We start from the raw sequence: 20,870 nt of genomic DNA, 5'->3' as shown, positions 1-20,870 counted from the left end.
TTAAGAAAAGGAAAGAAAGAAGTAAGAAAAAGATATTAACAGTTATCAACAAGGTAATGAGGAAGTTAAGGATTTAAGGAAGCCCTATCAATTTTATCCTTAAATCCTCAAAATCCTTAACTATGTCTTTGCAGGATTTGAATAGTTGTTGTGCGCTTCTCTATGTATTAAACCTGCTTCTACAAATTTGGTAATATAGCCTTCTGCGGTTTTATGTGGGATGCTCTGTTTTGCGGCTAAATCTAAATAATCTTGCCTGATAAATTGCTTTGGTAAACTTTCTAAAAAGCGTTCTTTTCTATTTAAACGTTTTGTTACTTTTTTCTCTATTGGTAAGCCGTTAAATACTTTACTACTGTGTTTTACTAAAATTGAAATTATGGTTAATGCGTTTTCAAAATCTACATCCTCACATTCTTTAGTTGCATTTACATCACCATCTTCCATAATTCGGAATGCTGTGAATAGCATCATTATCCTAAACGCAATTAAGCCTAAACGCCTTATCGTTGCGATGTACTCTTCGGGTTGTAGGTTGATGTATTTGGTCTGTAAAGATTCAAAAAACGTATTGAATTGCTGTTGTTGGGTTGTGGTTAACCGTATTTCAATCTCTGGATTGTTTTTTAGCGTTTTGTACAGTTCTAAAAACTCGCTACCCAATTGGTTGTAGTAATCGTCTAAACCTACTTTATTGCTATTTTGAAACACGTTTTTCCAAGTTGGTTTGATATTCATATAGTAGAACATAAAACGACTAAACAAACCATTTTCTGCATTAGGTATTAAGGTTGCCACTTGTTTTGGTGTCCCTGATAATACTGTTGATAAACACGGTTTTTCTATATCTACATATTCTCTATCGGTTCTACGATAATAACTTATGGTTTCGTGATGAAAGGCTTTACGAAATCCATCGGAATAATTACCATAATCGCTTTTAAAGGCTTGTGCTAATGTATCTCCTTCGGTTTCAAAAATTAATCCTCTACCATCATTATCAGAAATTAATTGATATACGCCTGTTACACTATTGTTAGCAGGAATAAACAGCATTCGTTCTGGTGGTTTACTCGGTTTTTCCAAGTTTTCATCTTTGCCTTTGTTCATATTGTAAGTAGCAGTTTCTGCTTGAAATTGCTGTTTTAATACTTTGGCTTGTTCCCGTTTTAACTTGTGAACAGGTTCTACCAAATTTTTAATTTGGTTAAGTCTTCCTTTACCTGCAGATGCAGGTGCTGTAACAAATAGATATAAATTACAAAACACTTTACGTTGGTCATAGATTCCGAAGAGTTTAGGAAAGCACGCACTAAATGCTGTTAATGCGCCTAATAACAAAATGTCCTTTTCTTCCTGACCATTAGCAGGGTTTACAACTTGTTGTAAAAACTGTGGCAAATTCTCATATACCTTTTCTGGTATTGTTGGCATTGCTTGGTTGGGTGTATCAACAATAGTTGCAACGTTTGTTGCAACTTCGTTGTTGTTTTGTTGTTTGGTCGGTTTGATACCTGATTGATGTGCGTAATGGTAAAAGGTAGCAATTGTAATTCCGTGTCCTTTTGCATTTAAGCATTTGTTGAATTGTTCATCACATTCTTTTGAATCATAGCCCGCATAGTTTTTGCTTATTCGGTGGAAATAATCTCTTCCTGTTTCTCCATATTCTTCAGCTAAAGCAAAACCTAAATCTCTCCAAGTTGCATAGTTTCCTGTTATGTCCAAACCTGATTGCTCGATTGCTGAAATGTAGGATTCAATGTCGTTATCAGCAACAGCAACAACATTAGTTGTTGCCGTGTTGCTTTTTGGTTGAGGTTGCTCTTTAGGAACTTCTAACCAATCTTTTGGGTTAAATATTTTAGTCATAATGCTTGATGTCTTTTATGTAAAAAGGCTGTTGGGTCGTATGGTAAAAAACACGCTCTGGAAACGTCTTTACCTGACTGGTCAACCTCAATGTTATAATTGTGTTTAATGTAATTTGCTACTGCTGTGAAATATTCTGAATGTGATACTTCTGAAATATCTATTCTAATAATCCATTTTAAACCATCACCAGATGGTGATATGAATAGCATTTCGGTTTCAAAATATTCATCATTTAAGAGCTGTGTTCTTAACTCTTGTAGATTCTCTAAATGGTCAAAATCAATGGTTAATAAATTAGAATGCTTTAGCAAATTTTTATCGCCTCGTTTTTCAAATATTCCTGAAAGTGTTACGTAATCAAAGCGATTTGCTTTGAATTTACGCGCTTCTTTTACATTGGTAATTGCTCTTAAATCTTCAGTAATGCTTTTGTATTTATCACTTATGATTAATGCAAATACTTGATGTAACCGCAGTGTTTCCGAAGGAAACACATTGTGAACAGGTGCTTTAAAAAAGCTACAGTTGGCATACCAGGTATCGTCTGGTTCATTAAGCCATTCCAATTCGTCTTTTCCCTTGACTTCTAAATTTAGATGTAGCTCTTGATTTATCTTCTGGAATAATTCTTCTTCATCGGTTATTCTAAAATGGTATTGTGCAAAATCGAATACATCACCTTTAAAGGCCTCTAATTCTATATCTCTATGTGTTGCTATAATACCAACAATATGAATCCGTAAGGTTTCTTTACCACCATTAAATGGATTGCGAGTTATCCCACAGTCCCTTCCTTTTACAGAAAGGACCGTTTGATTAGGATAATACTGTCTCAATACATAGGCATAGATTTTTAAACCATAATGTGTTTTGTCTAAAATTGCTTCTCTACTTATTTCCATCTTGCTTGAAATTATGGTTGTAGTAGTTATCTTGAAGCAATTGCTCTATGTCAGCAACTCTATAGTAAAATTTACCTTTTACTTTGCTGTAAGGCAAAGTGCCATTGGTTCTTAAAGTTTGCAACGTACGCTTACTAATATGTAAAGTCTGCAATACATCTTGATTGTCTATCCACGTATCCTTTAATACTTCTGCTCTCGATTGTCGCAACAATTCGATACGTGCTTTTAAGTCCTTGATATCTTGCGAGAGTGCCAAGATTAAATCGATTATTTCAGTCATAACTTCACCGCTCCTTTCTTAATTAGGTAATCGGCAGCTTGCTGTTCGATTTCATCTTGTGAATCAACACGGTTACTTAATAACCATTCTTCTAATTCGACTCTGTTAAAATAAATTTTCTTTCCATTCGGTTTATAATGTGGAATGGTTCCTGTACTTGTAAGTTTGTATAAATGGGATTGTGATAATTCCAAAAACTTACACGCTTCGTTGAAGCTCAATACGTTTTTTACAATAATGTTTCTGTCTAAAACGTGCTGTTCAATAATTTTGAGACGTTCTAATATTTCGTCCATAACTAATAAAATTTTAGTTTATAGTAAATGGACATCTGGCCAAATGTCATTCTTGGTTTTCAAGAACAGGACAAAGGTTCAAAATTGGCTTCTCGATTTTAGTAAGAGTGTAAAACAAGGGTAAGACAACAGTAAGGTTTCTTACTATTCTTACTGTTTTTTATTGCAGTTGTTGGATAATTTTATCTATTTCTTCCTTTTCTTTTGGGTTATGAACTTTGTTTTTGTGAAGATTATTAGCCTTTAATAGCGTACCTGTTTTGGTAACAAATTTTCCAGAACGTTCTATTGCCGTAGGATTGAAATAAATAAAAAATGGTTTAAGTTTTGTTACAAGGTAACTAAACTGTGTCGTCTCGCATTGAAGATAAATTTGCGATTCTGTATTTGTGAAATCTTTTGCTAATAAGAGTTCGTGCAACTGTTCTACAGTTGTACGGTTATCTAACAAATCTATTTTTAGATTTACCAGTTTGAGCACAGTTAGCAAAGTTGAAGTGTCATTACTTTTATATCCGAAAGAAGTCTTTGGTTTTGCTTTCGTTTTTGATGTTTTTTTGGTAGCAACTTTTTTAGTGGTGCTCTTTTCTATCACATTAACATCAAAAGTTTCATCATTAAAGTATTTTTCTGCAATTTCTGAAATAGAAAATGTTGTGTTTTCTGAAAACTGACCGTATTGCTCTTGTAGTTCAGCATACAATCTTATAGCAGACACTTTTAAGTAGTTTATGATATAATTATCATCATTATTTAAATCTGCTGTTATTCCTCTCTTATTGATATAAGTTGCAATGTCATTTAAGTACTTATCAAATTTATTAAGTAGAATAGTATAGCTATATTTATTTTCCGGTGTAGTTGCATTTACGGGAAATTCTTTTGAAAATGATGCTACTGTATTTTCTGTTTCAATAAAGATTAGCTTTTGGTAGTATTCTTTTTTCGCATTTAAAGGCTTTTTAAAGTTTACTTTAAAAACTGCATTATTGGCTTTTGGATTCAATTTAAAATCAGACAGTAGGTATTTAAAATCCTTTTTTTGTCTATTATCTCTATGTAAGCCATTGGTTATAGAAACCAAACTTGAAAATACACTTCCTTTCATTATAAATCCAGTTGAATACGGTTAGCAGCTTCTTTCTTTTTATCGTCAATTACTTTAGCATATATCTGTGTAGTGCGTAACTCTTTATGACCTAATAATTTTGATACTGTATATATGTCTGTACCCAATGTTAATTGTAAGGTAGCGTAGGTATGGCGCGCGCAATGGAAGGTTATATTTTTAGTAATACCTGCTTTCATCATCCATTGTTGTAGCTTTAAGTTAGACCAGGCACTATAATGTAAGCCATCAAACACTTTATCATCTGGATTACCTTTTTCTCCTAATAGATTTCTTGCTTGGTCTGATATTGGTAAGGTTTCTACACCTTTAGTTTTCTTTTGTCTAAATCGGATATAATATCCCATTTCTTTAGAGTGCTGGATTTCTGACCATATTAGTTTTTCAATATCTGACCAACGTAATCCGGTTAAAGCTGAAAAAATAAAAGCATTTTTTAAAATAGGTAGTTCACATTCTGTATTAACTGCCTTTTGTAATTCATCAAGCGTTAAAAATTCTCGTTGAGGTTCGCCTTGTTTAAAGTATTCAACACCATTTGCAGGATTTACTTTTAATATACCATCCTTTACAGCCTGTTTTAATGCTGCTGAAAATTTCCCGAAATATGAATATTTTGAATTTTGAGACAATTGCTTACCTGCTCTACCTATTGCATCTTTATCTAAATACTCTTTGAAACGCTCAACAAATGATTTGTCTATATCTTGAAAACTAACATCAGTTGGACAAAACTTTTTTAAATGTTTTAGCATACTATTCCAATTACCATAATTGCCAGAGCTTGTATTTTTCTTTTCTGCTAAAGCTGTGATGTAAGTAATAAAACTGCCTTTTAGCTTTTCAATATCTTGAAAACCATAAATACCATTTTGAATTTCTATTTGTCGCTGTGCACATATAGTTTCAGCCAATTGTTTGGTTTTCTTATTAACTTCTCTTTCAGTTTTGGTTTTAGGATTAGGTGTAAGGTATAAGCGTAAGTATTCTGTTTTACGTTTGCCTTTATGATAGTAATCTAAATACAGACTTATTTTGTAGTTCTTCTTGCGTTGTCTTAATGTTACTTTCATAATGGAATTAATTAAAGAGGTTTTCTATTTGCCATCTTGCCACAATACGCTTTCTACCAAAAGGAACTACTTTTAAACGTCCTTGTTGAATCATTCTTTGAATGGTCCATCTACTCACGCCAATAAGTTGTGAGGCTTCTGTTACGCTTAAAAAATCTTTGTTATTTACAGCATTAGGATTGTGAACTTCAACAACTTGTTTTTGCTGTTGCATATCTTTAGTAAGAGTAGCTTGGATTTTTTCTTGACGTTTGCGTGCCTTATAGGCTCTTTTTGCACAAGTATCGCCACAGTATTTAGTAACTGTTGTACGTGCTGTGAAGGCATTACCGCAATGCTTACAAGTTTTAGGAATGAATAAATTACTGCTCATAAATGGTGCTTTATGTAGCGTAATGGTGCAACGTGGTGCGTTATGGTGCATCATTTCGCCTTTATTTTGCCAACAGATTTGGGCAACAAATCCATATTTAAGGCAACAGATATACAACAAATTTAATCAAAAAAGAGTAAATAAGCAACAAATAAAAGAAGACAAAACACTATAAAATCAACAATAACAAGGGATTAACAAATAAAAGAAAGTAAGTTACTTCCCAATACAGAAATTAGCAAAAATATTACCCAAAAGATCGTCTGTTGTAATTTCTCCTGTTATTTCTCCAAAATGAAATAATGCTTGTCTAATATCTATTGCCATTAAATCTCCAGAAAGTCCGGTTTCTAAACCATATTTTACTTTTTGAATTTCTTCAAAAGCTTTTAATAAAGCATCGTAATGACGCGTGTTTGTTACAATAGTTTCGTTATTGTTTAATGCTCCAGTATTAACAAAACCTATCAATTTATCTTTTAAGTCTTCAACACCTTCATTATTTTTTGCTGAAATTGTTAATGCTTCTACATGTTGGATTGTTTTTAAAGACTGCGTTACAACATCCTTTTCTGCTTCCGATAATTGATCTACTTTATTAGCTACAATTAACATCGGTTTTAACGGAAACTTATTTTTAATCTTTTCTACCTCTACAATCAAACGTTCGCTTTGCGATTTAAATTCGTTAGCCGAAAATAAAAACACAACGACTTGCGCTTGGTCTATTTTCTCGAAAGTTTTTTTAATTCCAATATTTTCTACAACGTCTTTTGTATCTCTAATTCCTGCAGTATCAATAAATCTAAAACCAATACCATTAATCACTAATTCATCTTCAATCGTATCTCTAGTTGTTCCTGCAATGTCACTAACTATGGCGCGTTCTTCATTTAATAGCGCATTAAGCAATGTAGATTTACCTACGTTTGGTTCGCCTACAATTGCTACAGGAATTCCGTTTTTAATCACATTTCCAACCGCAAAACTGTCTATTAAACGTTTTAACACAAAAGAAATACGGTCTACCAAATCCTTGAATTGATCACGATCTGCAAACTCTACATCTTCTTCTGCAAAGTCCAATTCTAACTCTATTAGAGAAGCAAAATTTAACAGTTCTTCTCGTAGTTTAGCAATTTCAGAAGAAAATCCGCCTCGCATTTGCTGCATCGCAATTTGATGTGATGCTTCATTATCACTAGCAATTAAATCGGCAACAGCTTCGGCTTGGCTTAAATCTAACTTTCCGTTTAAAAAGGCACGTAAAGTGAATTCGCCAGGATTTGCCATTCGGCAACCTTTTCTTAAAAATAGTTGAATAATTTCTTGTTGAATATATACCGAACCATGACAAGACACTTCTACAACATCTTCGCCTGTATACGAATTTGGGTTTTTAAAAATAGACACTAGAACCTGATCTATAACGCGGTTTTCATCAATAATATATCCCAAATGTATGGTATGCGTCTTCTGTGTGTTTAGGCGTTTACTATCTTTTACTGACTTAAAGTTTTCTGCTGCTATATTAATCGCATCTTTACCCGACAATCTAATTATGGCAACTGCGCCAGCGCCAGAAGCGGTTGCTAATGCTACTATGGTATCGTTATATATCATAGTGCAAAAATATGCATATTTTATTCAACTTTTATAGTTTATATTTGTTGGAAACATATTTGTAATGAAAAACACTTTAATATTATTTATTTCGGTTTTAGCATTGTTTTCTTGTAAAGAAGAAAATAATGAAATCACCGTTTTTGGAACCAACATTGGCGATTATGCACCAACTTTTACTGCGCCTACACCTGATGGAAATTCTTTTAGTACAGCAAGTTTAGAATCTAAAGTAACTATTTTAGATTTTTGGGCTAGTTGGTGTGGACCCTGCAGAAAAGAAAACCCAAACGTGGTTAGAATGTATAACCAATACCACGACAAAGGTTTAGAAATTGTTGGAGTGTCTTTAGATAAAGCAGGACAAAAAGACCGATGGTTAAAAGCTATAGAACAAGACAAATTAACCTGGAAACATGTATCTAACCTACAAGGTTGGCAAGAACCTATAGCACAAACGTATGGCGTAAGATCTATTCCTGCGACTTACATTTTAGATAAAGACGGTAAAATTGTAGCTAAAAACCTTCGTGGTAAAGCTTTAGAAGATAAAGTTGCTGAGCTTTTAGCGAATTAAATTTTTTTATTTCACTTTCGTGAAAATCAAGAACTTCGATATTACATCGAAGTTTTTTTGTTTAGATTTTACCCAACTTTTTCATTACAAATAATAAAATAATTGGTAACGCTAAAACAACAACCATTGTTAAATTAATTTTAAACAAATAAGGAACCAGAATTAAAGTAGTTACATAACCACCGATTGCGCCTCCAAAATGTGCATCGTGACCAATATTACCAATTCGCTTTTTCATTCCGTAGATAGAATATAACAAATATCCAATACCAAAAACATAACCAGGAATTGGAACAGGAATAAAAAAGAAATACAAACTCATGTCTGGATTTAATAAAATTGCAGCATATAAAATACCTGTAACTGCTCCACTTGCGCCTACTGCGCTGTAATGATATTCATCTTTATGAAAATATAGTGACAATAATCCACCTGCAATTAAACTTATAACATAAATAATTATAAATTTAAGTGAGCCAACATAAGCAATTACATTGTTAGCAAAAAAATAAAGCGTAATCATGTTAAACAACAAATGTTGTGTATTTACATGTAAAAATCCAGAACTAAACAATCTAAATTGTTCGCCTCTTTTTATGGCACCAACATTAAATTTATACTTATCAAAAAAACCATAATCTTCAAATCCTTTATAAGATATTATAACGTTTGCGGCGATTATAATTATTGTAACAATTGCTAAATTACCCATTTCAATATTTAAGTTTCATTCAAATATACTATATATTTGCCAAGCTAAACTAAGAACGCATCATGCAATTTATTGCCTACATATTAATCTACCCTTTTTTGTGGTTAATCTCTATTTTACCTTTTAGATTACTTTACGCTTTTTCTGATGGATTATACATTTTGATCTACCGTATTATTGGCTACAGAAAAAAAACCGTAAAGGAAAATTTAAGACTTGTTTTCCCTGAAAAATCTGAAGCTGAAATAAAAACCATAACAAAAAAATTCTATCATCATCTATGTGATATGGTTGTTGAAGCTATAAAATCAATGACTATTTCTGAAAAAGAAATGAAGAAACGCTTCACTTTTAAAAATATTGAAGAGCTTAAAAAACACGAAAAAGAAGGTAGAAGCATTGTTATGATGACTGCTCATTACGCTAGCTGGGAATGGATTTTTATTCTTCAAACCTATATTAATTATACTGGTTATGCTATTTACAAACGATTAAATAACCAATATTTTGATCGCTTAGTAAAACGAATTAGAGCACGTTATAATTCCTATTTAATAACAACAAAAGAAACCTTTGAAGTTTTACAAAAAGCTAAAAATAAAGGAGAATTAACTATAAATGGATTTGCTGCAGACCAAAGTCCAAAACCAGACAAAGCTTATCATTGGTTAGATTTTATGGGAATTAAAGTTCCTGTTTACACTGGCGCAGAATTAATGGCTAAACGCCTAGATATGACTGTTGTATTTTTTGCTGTAAAGCGTGTTAAAAGAGGTTATTACGAAACTACAATTACTACACTTGCAGAAAAACCTCATGATTATAAAGATTACGAAATCACAGATCAGTTTTTCAAACTGGTAGAACAACAAATTTATGATGCTCCAGAATATTACTTATGGACGCACAAACGTTGGAAACACAGAGATAAAGTACCAGAAGCTTTCCTATAGAAAATAAAAAAGACCATTAAATAATGGTCTTTTTTTATTTTTAAAAGTTAGGACTCAGCCTATATTCTTCATAAAATTTATCTAGAATTTCTACAACTTCATCTGCTGTATCTACTAAATGTATTAAATCCATATCACCAGGACTTATATTAGCAAAGCTATCAAGTAATGTCTTTTTAACCCAATCCATTAATCCTTCCCAAAACTCGGTACCAACTAAAATAATCGGGAATTTTTCAATTTTATTAGTTTGAATAAGTGTAATTGCTTCAAATAACTCATCTAAAGTTCCAAATCCACCAGGCATAACTACAAATCCTTGCGAGTATTTTACAAACATGACTTTTCTAACAAAGAAGTAATCAAAGTCTAAGCTTTTATCAGAATCTATGTAAGGATTATCGTGTTGCTCAAAAGGTAATTCTATATTTAACCCAACAGATGTTCCGCCAGCTAAATGTGCTCCTTTATTACCAGCTTCCATTATTCCTGGTCCGCCACCAGTAATTACACCGTACCCTGCATTAACGATTTTTGAAGCTACTTCTTCTGCTAATTTATAGTATTTATGTTCTGGCTTTGTACGAGCAGATCCAAAGATAGATACGCTTGGTCCTATCGCACTCATTTTTTCAAATCCGTTAACAAACTCTCCCATGATTTTAAAAATCGCCCAAGAATCGTTTGTTTTCTTTTCATTCCAACCTTTAGGATGTTGTTCTTTTCTCATATTATTATTTTAAAAAATTCAAACAAGCAAATTTAATAGAAATAAAAGGATTACATCGTTGTATTTTGAGTTTTTAAACAAAAAAGGCTGACTAAATTTAGTCAACCTTTTTAATATTCTGTTTTTAAACGTTTTACAATTTAAAGTGGTCGTCTTCCTGATATAATATTATATAAAATTGCTATAACAGCAATTACTAATAGAATATGGATTAAACTTCCGGTTCCCATTCCTGAAACAACTCCAAAGAATCCTAGAACCCACATGATTATACAAATTACGGCTACTAGCCAAAGAATACCTCTCATAATTATTGGTTTTTGTGGTTAATGTTAAATAAAGTTACATAACCAAAACACCATAATGTGTTAACAAAATTGTAATTAGCTTATTATTAAGAGTTTAATTCTTTCTTTAAAAATCGTGCTGTATGACTCTTTTTATGTTTTGCTACTTCTTCTGGAGAACCTTCAGCAACTACTTGTCCGCCACCTTTTCCGCCTTCATAACCAATATCTATAATATAATCTACCGTTTTAATTACATCTAAATTATGCTCTATAATTAACACGGTATTACCTTTATTTGCTAATTTATTTAACACTTGCATTAACACTCTTATATCTTCAAAATGAAGTCCTGTTGTTGGTTCATCTAAAATGTAAAAAGTATTTCCTGTATCGCGTTTACTTAGCTCGGTTGCTAATTTTATACGTTGCGCTTCTCCACCAGAAAGCGTTGTACTTTGTTGTCCTAAAGTGATGTAACCTAATCCAACATCTTTTATGGTCTTAAGTTTTTTATGAATTTTAGGAATGTTTTCAAAAAAGTCTACCGCTTCATTAATGGTCATATCTAATACATCACTAATGCTTTTTCCTTTGTATCTTATTTCTAAAGTTTCGCGATTAAAGCGTTTACCTTGACACGTTTCACATTCTACATAAACATCTGGTAAAAAGTTCATTTCTATTACACGTAATCCGCCACCTTTACAGGTTTCACAACGTCCGCCAGCGACATTAAAACTAAATCTACCTGGTTTATAACCACGTATCATCGCTTCTGGTATTTTGGCAAAAAGACTACGTATTTCGTCAAAAGTTTTGGTATAGGTTGCAGGATTACTTCGTGGTGTACGACCAATTGGCGATTGGTTAATATCAATAACTTTATCAATATGTTCTAAACCTTTAATGCTTTTGTATGGCATTGGTTTTTTAACACCATTAAAGTAATGAGCGTTTAAAATTGGATACAACGTTTCATTAATTAACGTCGATTTTCCGCTTCCTGAAACACCTGTAACACCTATCATTTTTCCTAAAGGAAACTTTACAGAAACATTCTTTAAGTTATTACCTGTACAGCCTTTAAGCTCTAAAAACTTACCATTACCTTCACGACGCTTTTTAGGGATTTCTATTTCCATTTTACCATTAAGGTATTGCGCTGTAATGGTGTTACCTTTTAATAACGCATTTGGCGTACCTTCACTTATAATTTCTCCTCCATGTTTTCCTGCTCGCGGACCTATATCTATGACGTGATCGGCACGTTCTATCATATCTTTATCGTGCTCTACAACTATTACCGAATTACCAATATCACGTAAAGACACCAAACTGTTAATTAGCTTTTCGTTATCGCGTTGATGTAAGCCAATACTAGGTTCGTCTAAAATATATAACACGCCAACTAACTGCGATCCTATTTGTGTTGCTAACCTTATACGTTGTGCTTCTCCACCAGATAAGGATTTTGAGCTTCGGTTTAACGACAAATAATCTAATCCTACATCTAATAAAAATTGAATTCTAGCACGAATTTCCTTTATAATTTCTTCTGCAATTTTTAGTTGCGTTTTGCTTAAATGTTGTTCTAAATCGCCAAACCAAGCAGAAAGCTCGCTAATGTCCATATTGGCTAATTCAGCAATATTTTTTTCGTTTACTTTAAAATAAAGCGACTCTTTACGCAATCTACTGCCTTCACATTCTGGACATTCAATTTTGTCCATATAGTCTTTTGCCCAACGTTTTAATGATGTTGATTCTGCTGTATTGTATTGGTTTTCAATAAAATTAGCGACACCTTCAAAATCTATTTTATAATCTCTAGTAATGCCTAATGTTTTACTTTCAACAGAAAACTTCTCATTTCCGCCATATAAAATCACTTGCTTTGCTTCGTCAGGAATAGACTTGTACGGATCTGTTAATTTAAAATTATAGCGTTGTGCAATAGTTTCAAACTGCTTAAAAATCCAGCTCTTTTTTTCTGGTCCATGAGGAGCTAATGCACCAGCTTTTATGGATAAAGAATCGTCTGGAATTATTTTTTTCTCGTTAACTTGATACAACGTTCCTATACCGTTACATTTTGGACAAGCACCTTTTGGCGAGTTAAACGAAAAGTTGTTAGGTTCTGGATTTGGATAAGAAATCCCAGAACTTGGACACATCAAATTTCGGCTAAAATAACGTGCTTCTTGTGTATCTTGATCAATTACCATTAACACGTCATCACCATGATACATTGCTGTATTAATTGTCTCGGTTAAACGCTTATCGTTATCTACATTTTCATCTATCTTAAGGCGATCTATAACAATTTCTATATCGTGCGTTTTGTAACGATCTAGTTTCATGCCTTTAACCAAATCTCTAATTTCGCCATCTGTTCTCACCTTTACAAAACCTTGTTTTGCAATTTGCTCAAACAACTCGCGATAATGTCCTTTTCTAGACCTAATTACTGGTGCTAAGACGTTAATGCGCTTACCTTTATAACTTTCGGTAATTAATTTTTTAATTTGCTCATCACTGTAACTCACCATTTTTTCGCCTGTATTGTAACTGTAAGCGTCACTACCTCTTGCGAATAATAGTCTTAAAAAGTCGTAAATCTCGGTAATGGTACCAACGGTAGAACGTGGCGATTTGCTGGTTGTTTTTTGTTCTATAGCAATTACGGGCGACAAACCATCAATTTTATCTACATCTGGTCGTTCTAATCCGCCTAAAAATTGTCTAGCGTACGCCGAAAATGTTTCGATGTAACGACGTTGTCCTTCGGCATAAATAGTATCAAACGCTAAAGACGATTTTCCGCTTCCTGACAAACCAGTAATTACAACTAGTTTTTCTCGCGGAATAGTAACGTCTATATTTTTTAAGTTATGTGCTCTTGCGCCTTTAACTTCAATGTTTTCTTCAAAATTTGTCATAGCAATTTTTAGCAAATATCTGTGAATTGGCAAAGTTGCGAAGATACGATTTTTATCACTCTTTTTGAAGTGCAATTAGTTATCATTTTCTTAATGAAGTCTTTGTGAATTTTTATATTTTCGTTGTCACGGAAATTAAAAAACAGATACCAATGAAACTTTTAGGAATAGGATCAAGAATTAATCATACATCATACGGAAAAGGCGTTGTTACCAATGTAGATAGCCAACAATATTGGGTAACATTTATTGAAAACGGTTTAGAAACCATACCTTTAGATGATGATTTTGAAACTATTGAAGCTGCCGAAAACGAAGTTGATACGGTTAGCTTTTTTGATATTGAAAGTAGCTTGGTAAGTATCTTAAAAAAATATAGTGATGTTTCTGAAGTTGTGTATATTGGCGATAAATGGAAAGGCGGTATTATGGAGCTAAAACCTGCAGACCAAAACCTAAAAAGTAAAGAAATAAAAATTGAAGACTTTTTTCATAAAATAACAATGGTTCGTGATCGTTTGCGCGTTATGGAACAAAAAATAAATTCTAGTAATCTTGAAGAACAAGAAAAAATAGATTTACAGCAATATATTACACGTATTTATGGTAGTTTAACGACGTTTAACGTTTTATTTAAACTGAAAGAACAACAGTTTGTTGGGCAGAAGAGTAAGTAGTTAAGCTGTTAGCTGTTAGCAACAGCTATAATTATGCAGTTAAACTTTATATTTCTTAGTAATTATTAGGCAAACAAATTTGTGATAATTCGTGAAATTCGTGTCTTTATTCTGACCTTGAAGTTTTTATATCATCCAACTCTAAACCTAAAAACATAAATTTATGAAAGGTTGGTAATTGCGCATTAGTTTCGGTGGTTTTCCAGTCGCTCCAAGTTGCTTCTAAACCGCCAATTGGCAAAATATCTACCCACATTTGAAAGCTTTTAGGTTTATAATTCTCGTCTAAATGCCATAAATAAGAATCGCCTGGTGTACTTCCGCCTTTTGTGTAAGTAACTAACAAACCTTCTTCTCCGTCTTCGTTTTTGGCAATACTTCGTTTTGTGCCAGCATCAAAAACTTTGTATGGCGCTACTAACCAAAACGTATCGTTATTAAAATAATCTATTGCTTTTTGGACATATTTGTCTTTTTCTACGCCATTATACGATTGATCTTGTACAAATACTTTGGAGTTGCTTTTGTCATTTAAATCTAGTTCTACTTTAAAATGACTCCAAAACACATTACAGGTGTTTTCTAATTTGTTCCATTGGTACTTGTGTCTTTGTTTAAAAGTAAACTCTATATAATCGGTATTTTTAAAAGCCTCGTAATCTAAAGCCTCTAACATTTTATTAGCTAATACATTGGCTTTTTCTGTTGGATTTATTTGAGGTAAATCTTCTGCATATTTAAAGTATACAAATCCAAAAAACAGTAGTGATGGAAGAGTAAAAAAGATAATTACTCCTAAAATTATTTTAAATATTTTCTTTGCTTTTATTGCCATAATATTGAGATTTTCAAAAACTTATCATTCGAAATTAAAATTGTTCTCGATACAATTTTTTATTCTATTTCAAAACACTTCTACTCACTTTGACTACGATAAGTGACCAACTTTTAATTACCATCTTTTAGTCGTTACAAAAAATCACTCGAACTGACGTATTTGATGTTTTAAAATCCAACTGCGGTATCGTCTCCTCTTGGATCTGCGCCACCTTCTAATTGCCCGTTTTCTTTTACTAAAATAGCATCTACTTTACCAATTACAGGTGTACGATTTGTGTTTATAATATACCCTTTTTCTTCTAATTTATTAGTCAACTCTTCATTAAAAGCGTTTGGCTCTACTCTAATTTCGTCAGGCAACCATTGATGATGAAATCTAGGTGCTTCTACCGCTTCTTGCATACTCATGTCAAACTCATGCACATTAATTATAGCTTGCATCACACTAGTGATAATGGTAGATCCGCCAGGTGTACCAACAACCATATATAATTTTCCGTCTTTTTCAACAATAGTTGGCGTCATAGAACTTAGCATACGTTTTTCAGGTAAGATACTGTTTGCTTCTGCTCCAATTAATCCGTATACATTTGGTTCGCCTGGTTTACTTGAAAAATCATCCATTTCGTTATTAAAAAAGAAACCTAATCCTTCTGAATACAATTTAGAACCATAACCAGAGTTTAATGTTGTGGTTACAGCAACTGCATTACCGAATTGATCGACAATAGAATAATGCGTTGTTTCGTCACTTTCAATAACCTGAACATCGCCATGTTTTATATTTGTTGAAGGCGTTGCTGACTCAAAACTAAAATCTTTCATCCTATTAGACGCGTAACTTTCGCTAATTAATTGGTCTTGCGGAATGTTTACAAAATCAGGATCGCCTAAATAAAAACTTCGATCAGCATACGCACGTCTTTCGGCTTCTGTAATTACTTGAATGGATTTAAGGGAATTATGCCCAAACTCACTTAATTCATAAGGTTCAATTTGTTTCATAATTTGTGCTAAACAAATTCCACCACTTGATGGCGGTGACATAGAAATGATCTTTAAATCATCATAAGCAAAGGTTATTGGATCTCGCCATTTGGCTTCATACTTTGCAAGATCTTCTTTTGTGATTATTCCGCCATTTCTTTGGATGAAATTAGCGATAGAATCTGCAATTTCACCTTCATAAAAAGCATCACGACCATCTATCATAATTTTGACCAACGTTTGTGCTATCTGTTTATTTTTAATGGTATCTCCTGCTTTCCATTGTTTAGCAAACAGAATAGTGTCTTTATTAACTTCAAGAAAATCTTTTCGTTTTTCATCTAAAACAGCTTGTTGCTTTTTAGTGACCACAAAACCACGATTAGCCAAATCTATCACAGGTTGCATAATGGTTTGAATGGGTAAACTTCCAAACTTGTCATGTACTGCAAATAAACCAGCAACAGTACCTGGTACGCCAACTGCCAATCCGCCTTTTGTACTTAAATTTGGGATGACATTACCCAAACTATCCAAATACATTTGTTTTGTAGCTGCAAGTGGTGCTTTTTCACGATAATCTAACGCACCAATAGTTCCGTTTTCAAGTCGGTAAACCATAAATCCGCCGCCACCAATATTTCCAGCATACGGATAACAAACCGCCAAAGCTAAATCGGTTGCTATCATGGCATCAAAAGCATTTCCGCCTTTTTTAAGGATCTCTACTCCTATTTTTGAAGCTTCAGTTCTTGCTGAAACTATCATGGCTTTATCTGAAATTACACCTTCTTTTGTTAGTTTTTTGTCTTTATTACAATTGAAAAATGAAAGGAAAACAATTATTAAAAACAATTTATATTTCATGATAATTCTTGGTTGATTTGGATTAGTTTTTCTTCTGAAAATGCGATAAGCTCTTCAAAAAAAGAGGTGAATTCGGCTTCGAATTCGTCATAAAATAAATCAAGTTCTTTTGTGGCTAAATTCATTTGTGATCGATTTTTTGTTCGCTTATTCATTCCATCTAAAACTTTTGCTATGCCTTCTTTTGTTGCATAGCTTAATAGCCAATTTCCTGAGATTAAATGTGGCATCATTTTTAGGATGCGTTGTGGTAAAATTTCAATATTATCAGTTAAGATTTGATAAAAATTTTCGGCATAATCTTCTAAAGGCACATCAGAATATTTTGACCAGTTTTTGGCTAAAAAATGATCATATAAAATATCTACAATAATACCAGAATAATGTCCGTAATTTTCATGAAGCCTTTTGGTGCTTTGCCTAACAGTTGGATGCGCATCTGTAAAGGTATCGATTTGACGGTGTAATAATATACCTTTTTGAACTTCTATCGGGTAGGTTTTATACTTTTTTCCACGTATTCCATCGGCGATAAAGTTACCAATAGTTAGCATTTTGTTATTTCCGGAAAGGTAGATATGCGCTAAGTAGTTCATTCAATAAATATATGTATTTTTACACTTTTAAAATCAACAAAACAAAGATAACGAACATAATGACACTTATAAAATCTATATCAGGAATTAGAGGAACTATTGGCGGTAACGTTGGAGACAACTTAACACCAATTGATGCAGTAAAATTTGCATCGGCTTACGGGACGTGGCTAAAACAACAACGTGATAAAACAGATTATAAAGTTGTAGTTGGTCGCGATGCGCGTTTATCTGGTGACATGATCCAGAATTTAGTAATGAATACGCTTGTAGGTTTAGGTATAAACGTGGTTGATTTAGGTCTGTCTACAACACCAACAGTAGAACTTGCGGTACCAATGGAGCATGCAGATGGCGGCATTATTTTAACTGCAAGTCATAACCCAAAACAATGGAATGCTCTAAAGTTGCTTAACGCAAAAGGTGAATTTTTAAATGGTAAAGAAGGACAAAAAATATTAGAAATTGCCGAATCTGATAACATGACATTTGCAGAAGTTGATGATTTAGGTGAAATTACTAAAAACGACGCTTACTTTGATTTGCATGTTGAGGAAGTGTTAGCTTTAGATTTAGTGAATAAAAAAGCAATAGAAGACGCCAATTTTAAGGTTGTTGTTGATGGTGTAAATAGTACTGGCGGCATTGCTATTCCATTACTTTTAGAACATTTAGGTGTAGAAACCGTTAAATTATATTGTGATCCAACAGGTCATTTTCCTCATAACCCAGAACCTTTAAAAGAACATTTAGGCGATTTAAGTGATGCTGTAAAAAAACATCACGCAGACTTTGGTATTGTTGTAGATCCAGACGTAGATCGTTTAGCGTTTATGGATGAAAACGGAAATATGTTTGGTGAAGAATATACGCTTGTAGCTTGTGCGGACTGGGTTTTAAGTCAAACACCTGGTAATACTGTTAGTAACATGAGCTCGACTAGAGCCTTAAGAGATGTTACCGAAAAGCATGGTGGAACTTACCAAGCTTCAGCTGTTGGAGAAGTAAATGTGGTTGAATTAATGAAGAAAAACAACGCTGTTATTGGTGGAGAAGGTAATGGCGGAATTATTTATCCTGCGTCGCATTACGGTCGTGATGCCTTAGTTGGAGTAGCTTTATTTTTAAGTCTTTTAGCTGATAAAAAAATGAGTGTTAGCGAACTTAGAAAAACTTACACTAGCTACTTTATGAGTAAGAAAAAGATAGAATTAACGCCTACTCTAGATGTTGATGCTATTTTAAAAGCAATGGAAGACAAATACAGTAATGAAAATTTAACCACTATAGATGGTGTGAAAATTGATTTTGCTGAATGTTGGGCTCATTTAAGAAAAAGTAACACAGAACCAATTATTAGAATATATACTGAAGCAAAATCTCAAAAAGAAGCAGATACTTTGGCAGAAAAAATTATTTCTGAAATTAAAGAAATCGCTAATATTTAGTATATTATTACGTAAAACAACCAAGCTATGTATTCTACAAACAAAAAAACTCAAGAAGCATCTAGTTTAGAATCTTATTTCTCTCAATTTAGAGAACATATTATAGGAATAGACCAAGAATTTGAATCGCCTTACGGAAATCAAAAAATGGTATATACAGATTGGACAGCTTCCGGTAGATTGTACAGACCAATTGAAGAAAAATTAATTAATTTATTTGGTCCTTTTGTAGCCAATACACATACCGAAACTACAGTATCTGGTACTGCAATGACAAATGCGTATCATAAAGCAAGACAAATTATTAAAGGTCATGTTAATAGTAATAAAGATGATGTTTTAATAGTTGCTGGAAATGGTATGACTAGCGTAGTCAATAAATTTCAACGTATTTTAGGAATAAAAGTTCCTGAAAATTTAAGCAAATACACTAACATACCTAACGAACTTAAACCTGTTGTGTTTGTTACACATATGGAGCATCATTCTAACCAAACGTCTTGGTTAGAAACTATGGCTAAAGTTGAAGTTATTCCTGCAGGAGAAGATGGTTTATTCTGTATGAAAAACCTTGAAATTTTACTTGAACAATACAAAGACTGTCCATTAAAAATTGCTTCTGTAACTGCAGCATCCAATGTTACTGGTTTAAAAACTCCATACCACCAAATTGCTAAAACTATGCATCAACATGGTGGTGTTTGTTTTGTAGATTTTGCTTGCGCAGCACCTTACGTAGATATTAATATGCATCCAGAAGATGAAGAGGCTTATTTAGACGCAGTATTTTTCTCTCCTCATAAATTTTTAGGCGGACCAGGAACATCTGGCGTTTTGGTTTTCAATAAAAAATTATATAAAAATATGATTCCGGATTGTCCTGGTGGCGGTACTGTAAGCTGGACAAATCCTTGGGGAGAACATAAATATATAGATAGTATCGAAGATCGCGAAGATGGTGGTACGCCAGGTTTTTTACAAACAATTAAAACGGCTTTAGCTATAAAGCTAAAAGACCAAATGGGCGTAAAAAACATATTAGATAGAGAACACGAAATGTCTTCGCAAATATTTAAGCGTTTAAATCAAATTAATGGATTACACATTTTGGCTAAAGAACATGAAGACCGCTTAGGTATTTATTCCTTTTACATTGAAGATTTACACTTTAATTTAGGTGTTAAATTATTGAACGATAAATTTGGTATTCAAACACGTGGTGGATGCAGTTGTGCAGGTACTTACGGACATTATTTATTGCATGTAGACAAAGAAAAATCTCACTCGTTAACCTGCGAAATTACTGCTGGTAATTTATCTCAAAAACCAGGTTGGATACGTATGTCTATACATCCTACAACCACTTGTGATGAAGTAGATTATGTATGTAATAGCATAGAAGCTTTAGCCAAAAACCATAAAGAATGGGCTGAAGATTATGAATACAACAAAGCGAATAATGAGTTTATTCATAAAAGTTTTATTCCTAATCAAGAGACAAGAGTCTCAAGCTGGTTTGAGTTGTAAAAGTGTATTAATTCTAACTTTTATAACATAAACATTTCTAAAAATTATAAGATTTAAAAAAATTTCACGTTATTTAAACTAAAAATTGCGAAGCTTACACTATTATATAAAAGTGTGATTTTCACCCTAAATCATTATATAGTATCGTATTGAAAAATTACTTCTTATTATTT

At 32.8% G+C, this 20,870-nt stretch carries 19 protein-coding genes and 1 pseudogene; 5 read left to right on the top strand and 15 right to left on the bottom strand.

The features are described from left to right. Window positions 1-120: 120 nt before the first annotated feature. The 8 genes from IFB02_RS11020 to mnmE form a co-directional block, all read right to left on the bottom strand. Complete coding sequence (locus tag IFB02_RS11020) at window positions 121-1,872, bottom strand: DUF3987 domain-containing protein (RefSeq protein WP_191072761.1); 1,752 nt, start codon at window positions 1,870-1,872, stop codon at window positions 121-123. After that, a complete protein-coding gene (locus tag IFB02_RS11015) occupies window positions 1,869-2,777 on the bottom strand; it encodes a BT4734/BF3469 family protein (RefSeq protein WP_106688404.1) in 909 nt (302 codons plus the stop codon). Before IFB02_RS11015 ends, IFB02_RS11020 begins: the two co-directional genes overlap by 4 nt. Further along, window positions 2,764-3,036: a helix-turn-helix domain-containing protein gene (locus IFB02_RS11010; RefSeq protein WP_223878837.1), complete on the bottom strand. Its 273-nt coding sequence runs from the start codon at window positions 3,034-3,036 to the stop codon at window positions 2,764-2,766. The genes IFB02_RS11015 and IFB02_RS11010 overlap by 14 nt, the downstream gene beginning before the upstream one ends. A gap of 20 nt (window positions 3,037-3,056) precedes the next feature. Further along, window positions 3,057-3,356 (bottom strand): helix-turn-helix domain-containing protein, encoded by a 300-nt coding sequence (locus IFB02_RS11005; RefSeq protein WP_036122936.1) that lies wholly within the window; start codon window positions 3,354-3,356, stop codon window positions 3,057-3,059. 160 nt (window positions 3,357-3,516) lie between these two features. Further along, complete coding sequence (locus IFB02_RS11000) at window positions 3,517-4,464, bottom strand: DUF6617 family protein (RefSeq protein ID WP_105473072.1); 948 nt, start codon at window positions 4,462-4,464, stop codon at window positions 3,517-3,519. Continuing rightward, on the bottom strand, window positions 4,464-5,558 hold the full coding sequence (locus IFB02_RS10995) for a site-specific integrase (RefSeq protein ID WP_106688403.1): 1,095 nt from the start codon (window positions 5,556-5,558) through the stop codon (window positions 4,464-4,466). The genes IFB02_RS11000 and IFB02_RS10995 overlap by 1 nt, the downstream gene beginning before the upstream one ends. 7 nt (window positions 5,559-5,565) lie before the next feature. Continuing rightward, complete coding sequence (locus IFB02_RS10990; protein ID WP_223878836.1) at window positions 5,566-5,985, bottom strand: helix-turn-helix domain-containing protein; 420 nt, start codon at window positions 5,983-5,985, stop codon at window positions 5,566-5,568. A gap of 162 nt (window positions 5,986-6,147) precedes the next feature. Beyond that, window positions 6,148-7,554 (bottom strand): tRNA uridine-5-carboxymethylaminomethyl(34) synthesis GTPase MnmE, encoded by a 1,407-nt coding sequence (mnmE, locus tag IFB02_RS10985; protein WP_106688400.1) that lies wholly within the window; start codon window positions 7,552-7,554, stop codon window positions 6,148-6,150. Between the two features lie 154 nt (window positions 7,555-7,708). Here mnmE and IFB02_RS10980 point away from each other — a divergent pair. Continuing rightward, window positions 7,709-8,131, top strand: a pseudogene (locus IFB02_RS10980) (peroxiredoxin family protein); the annotation flags it as partial. A gap of 61 nt (window positions 8,132-8,192) precedes the next feature. Here IFB02_RS10980 and IFB02_RS10975 read toward each other — a convergent pair. Continuing rightward, window positions 8,193-8,843: a rhomboid family intramembrane serine protease gene (locus tag IFB02_RS10975; protein ID WP_106688398.1), complete on the bottom strand. Its 651-nt coding sequence runs from the start codon at window positions 8,841-8,843 to the stop codon at window positions 8,193-8,195. Between the two features lie 62 nt (window positions 8,844-8,905). Here IFB02_RS10975 and IFB02_RS10970 point away from each other — a divergent pair, with 62 nt between their 5' ends. Next, complete coding sequence (locus IFB02_RS10970) at window positions 8,906-9,796, top strand: lysophospholipid acyltransferase family protein (protein WP_106688397.1); 891 nt, start codon at window positions 8,906-8,908, stop codon at window positions 9,794-9,796. A gap of 40 nt (window positions 9,797-9,836) precedes the next feature. Here IFB02_RS10970 and IFB02_RS10965 read toward each other — a convergent pair whose 3' ends face one another. The 3 genes from IFB02_RS10965 to uvrA all read right to left on the bottom strand — a co-directional run bounded on the left by IFB02_RS10965 (window position 9,837) and on the right by uvrA (window position 13,755). Next, complete coding sequence (locus IFB02_RS10965) at window positions 9,837-10,526, bottom strand: LOG family protein (protein ID WP_106688396.1); 690 nt, start codon at window positions 10,524-10,526, stop codon at window positions 9,837-9,839. A 140-nt stretch (window positions 10,527-10,666) separates the two neighbouring features. Continuing rightward, complete coding sequence (locus IFB02_RS10960) at window positions 10,667-10,834, bottom strand: lmo0937 family membrane protein (RefSeq protein WP_106688395.1); 168 nt, start codon at window positions 10,832-10,834, stop codon at window positions 10,667-10,669. A gap of 86 nt (window positions 10,835-10,920) precedes the next feature. Continuing rightward, window positions 10,921-13,755 (bottom strand): excinuclease ABC subunit UvrA, encoded by a 2,835-nt coding sequence (gene uvrA, locus IFB02_RS10955; RefSeq protein WP_191072760.1) that lies wholly within the window; start codon window positions 13,753-13,755, stop codon window positions 10,921-10,923. 152 nt (window positions 13,756-13,907) lie between these two features. Here uvrA and IFB02_RS10950 point away from each other — a divergent pair, with 152 nt between their 5' ends. After that, entirely contained in the window at window positions 13,908-14,432 is a 525-nt protein-coding gene (locus tag IFB02_RS10950; protein ID WP_106688393.1) for a hypothetical protein, read from the top strand. 106 nt (window positions 14,433-14,538) lie between these two features. Here IFB02_RS10950 and IFB02_RS10945 read toward each other — a convergent pair whose 3' ends face one another. The 3 genes from IFB02_RS10945 to IFB02_RS10935 all read right to left on the bottom strand — a co-directional run bounded on the left by IFB02_RS10945 (window position 14,539) and on the right by IFB02_RS10935 (window position 17,722). After that, a complete protein-coding gene (locus IFB02_RS10945) occupies window positions 14,539-15,267 on the bottom strand; it encodes a hypothetical protein (RefSeq protein ID WP_106688392.1) in 729 nt (242 codons plus the stop codon). Window positions 15,268-15,437: 170 nt separating this feature from the next. Beyond that, window positions 15,438-17,126, bottom strand: coding sequence for a gamma-glutamyltransferase (gene ggt / locus IFB02_RS10940; RefSeq protein WP_106688391.1), 1,689 nt, complete (start codon window positions 17,124-17,126; stop codon window positions 15,438-15,440). Further along, complete coding sequence (locus IFB02_RS10935; protein WP_106688390.1) at window positions 17,123-17,722, bottom strand: acyl carrier protein phosphodiesterase; 600 nt, start codon at window positions 17,720-17,722, stop codon at window positions 17,123-17,125. The genes ggt and IFB02_RS10935 overlap by 4 nt, the downstream gene beginning before the upstream one ends. Window positions 17,723-17,781: 59 nt before the next feature. Between IFB02_RS10935 and glmM the strand changes: the two genes are divergently transcribed. Then, window positions 17,782-19,170 carry a phosphoglucosamine mutase gene (gene glmM / locus IFB02_RS10930; protein WP_106688389.1) on the top strand — a complete coding sequence of 463 codons (1,389 nt, stop codon included), beginning with the start codon at window positions 17,782-17,784 and terminating at the stop codon, window positions 19,168-19,170. 27 nt (window positions 19,171-19,197) lie between these two features. Beyond that, window positions 19,198-20,697, top strand: coding sequence for an aminotransferase class V-fold PLP-dependent enzyme (locus tag IFB02_RS10925; protein ID WP_106688388.1), 1,500 nt, complete (start codon window positions 19,198-19,200; stop codon window positions 20,695-20,697). Window positions 20,698-20,870 lie beyond the last annotated feature (173 nt).

It is taken from the genome of Mesoflavibacter profundi (assembly GCF_014764305.1).
In the GTDB taxonomy this organism is placed as follows: domain Bacteria; phylum Bacteroidota; class Bacteroidia; order Flavobacteriales; family Flavobacteriaceae; genus Mesoflavibacter; species Mesoflavibacter profundi.
Note: the sequence above shows the minus strand (reverse complement) of the source record. Positions and strands in the feature narration are given on the sequence as shown.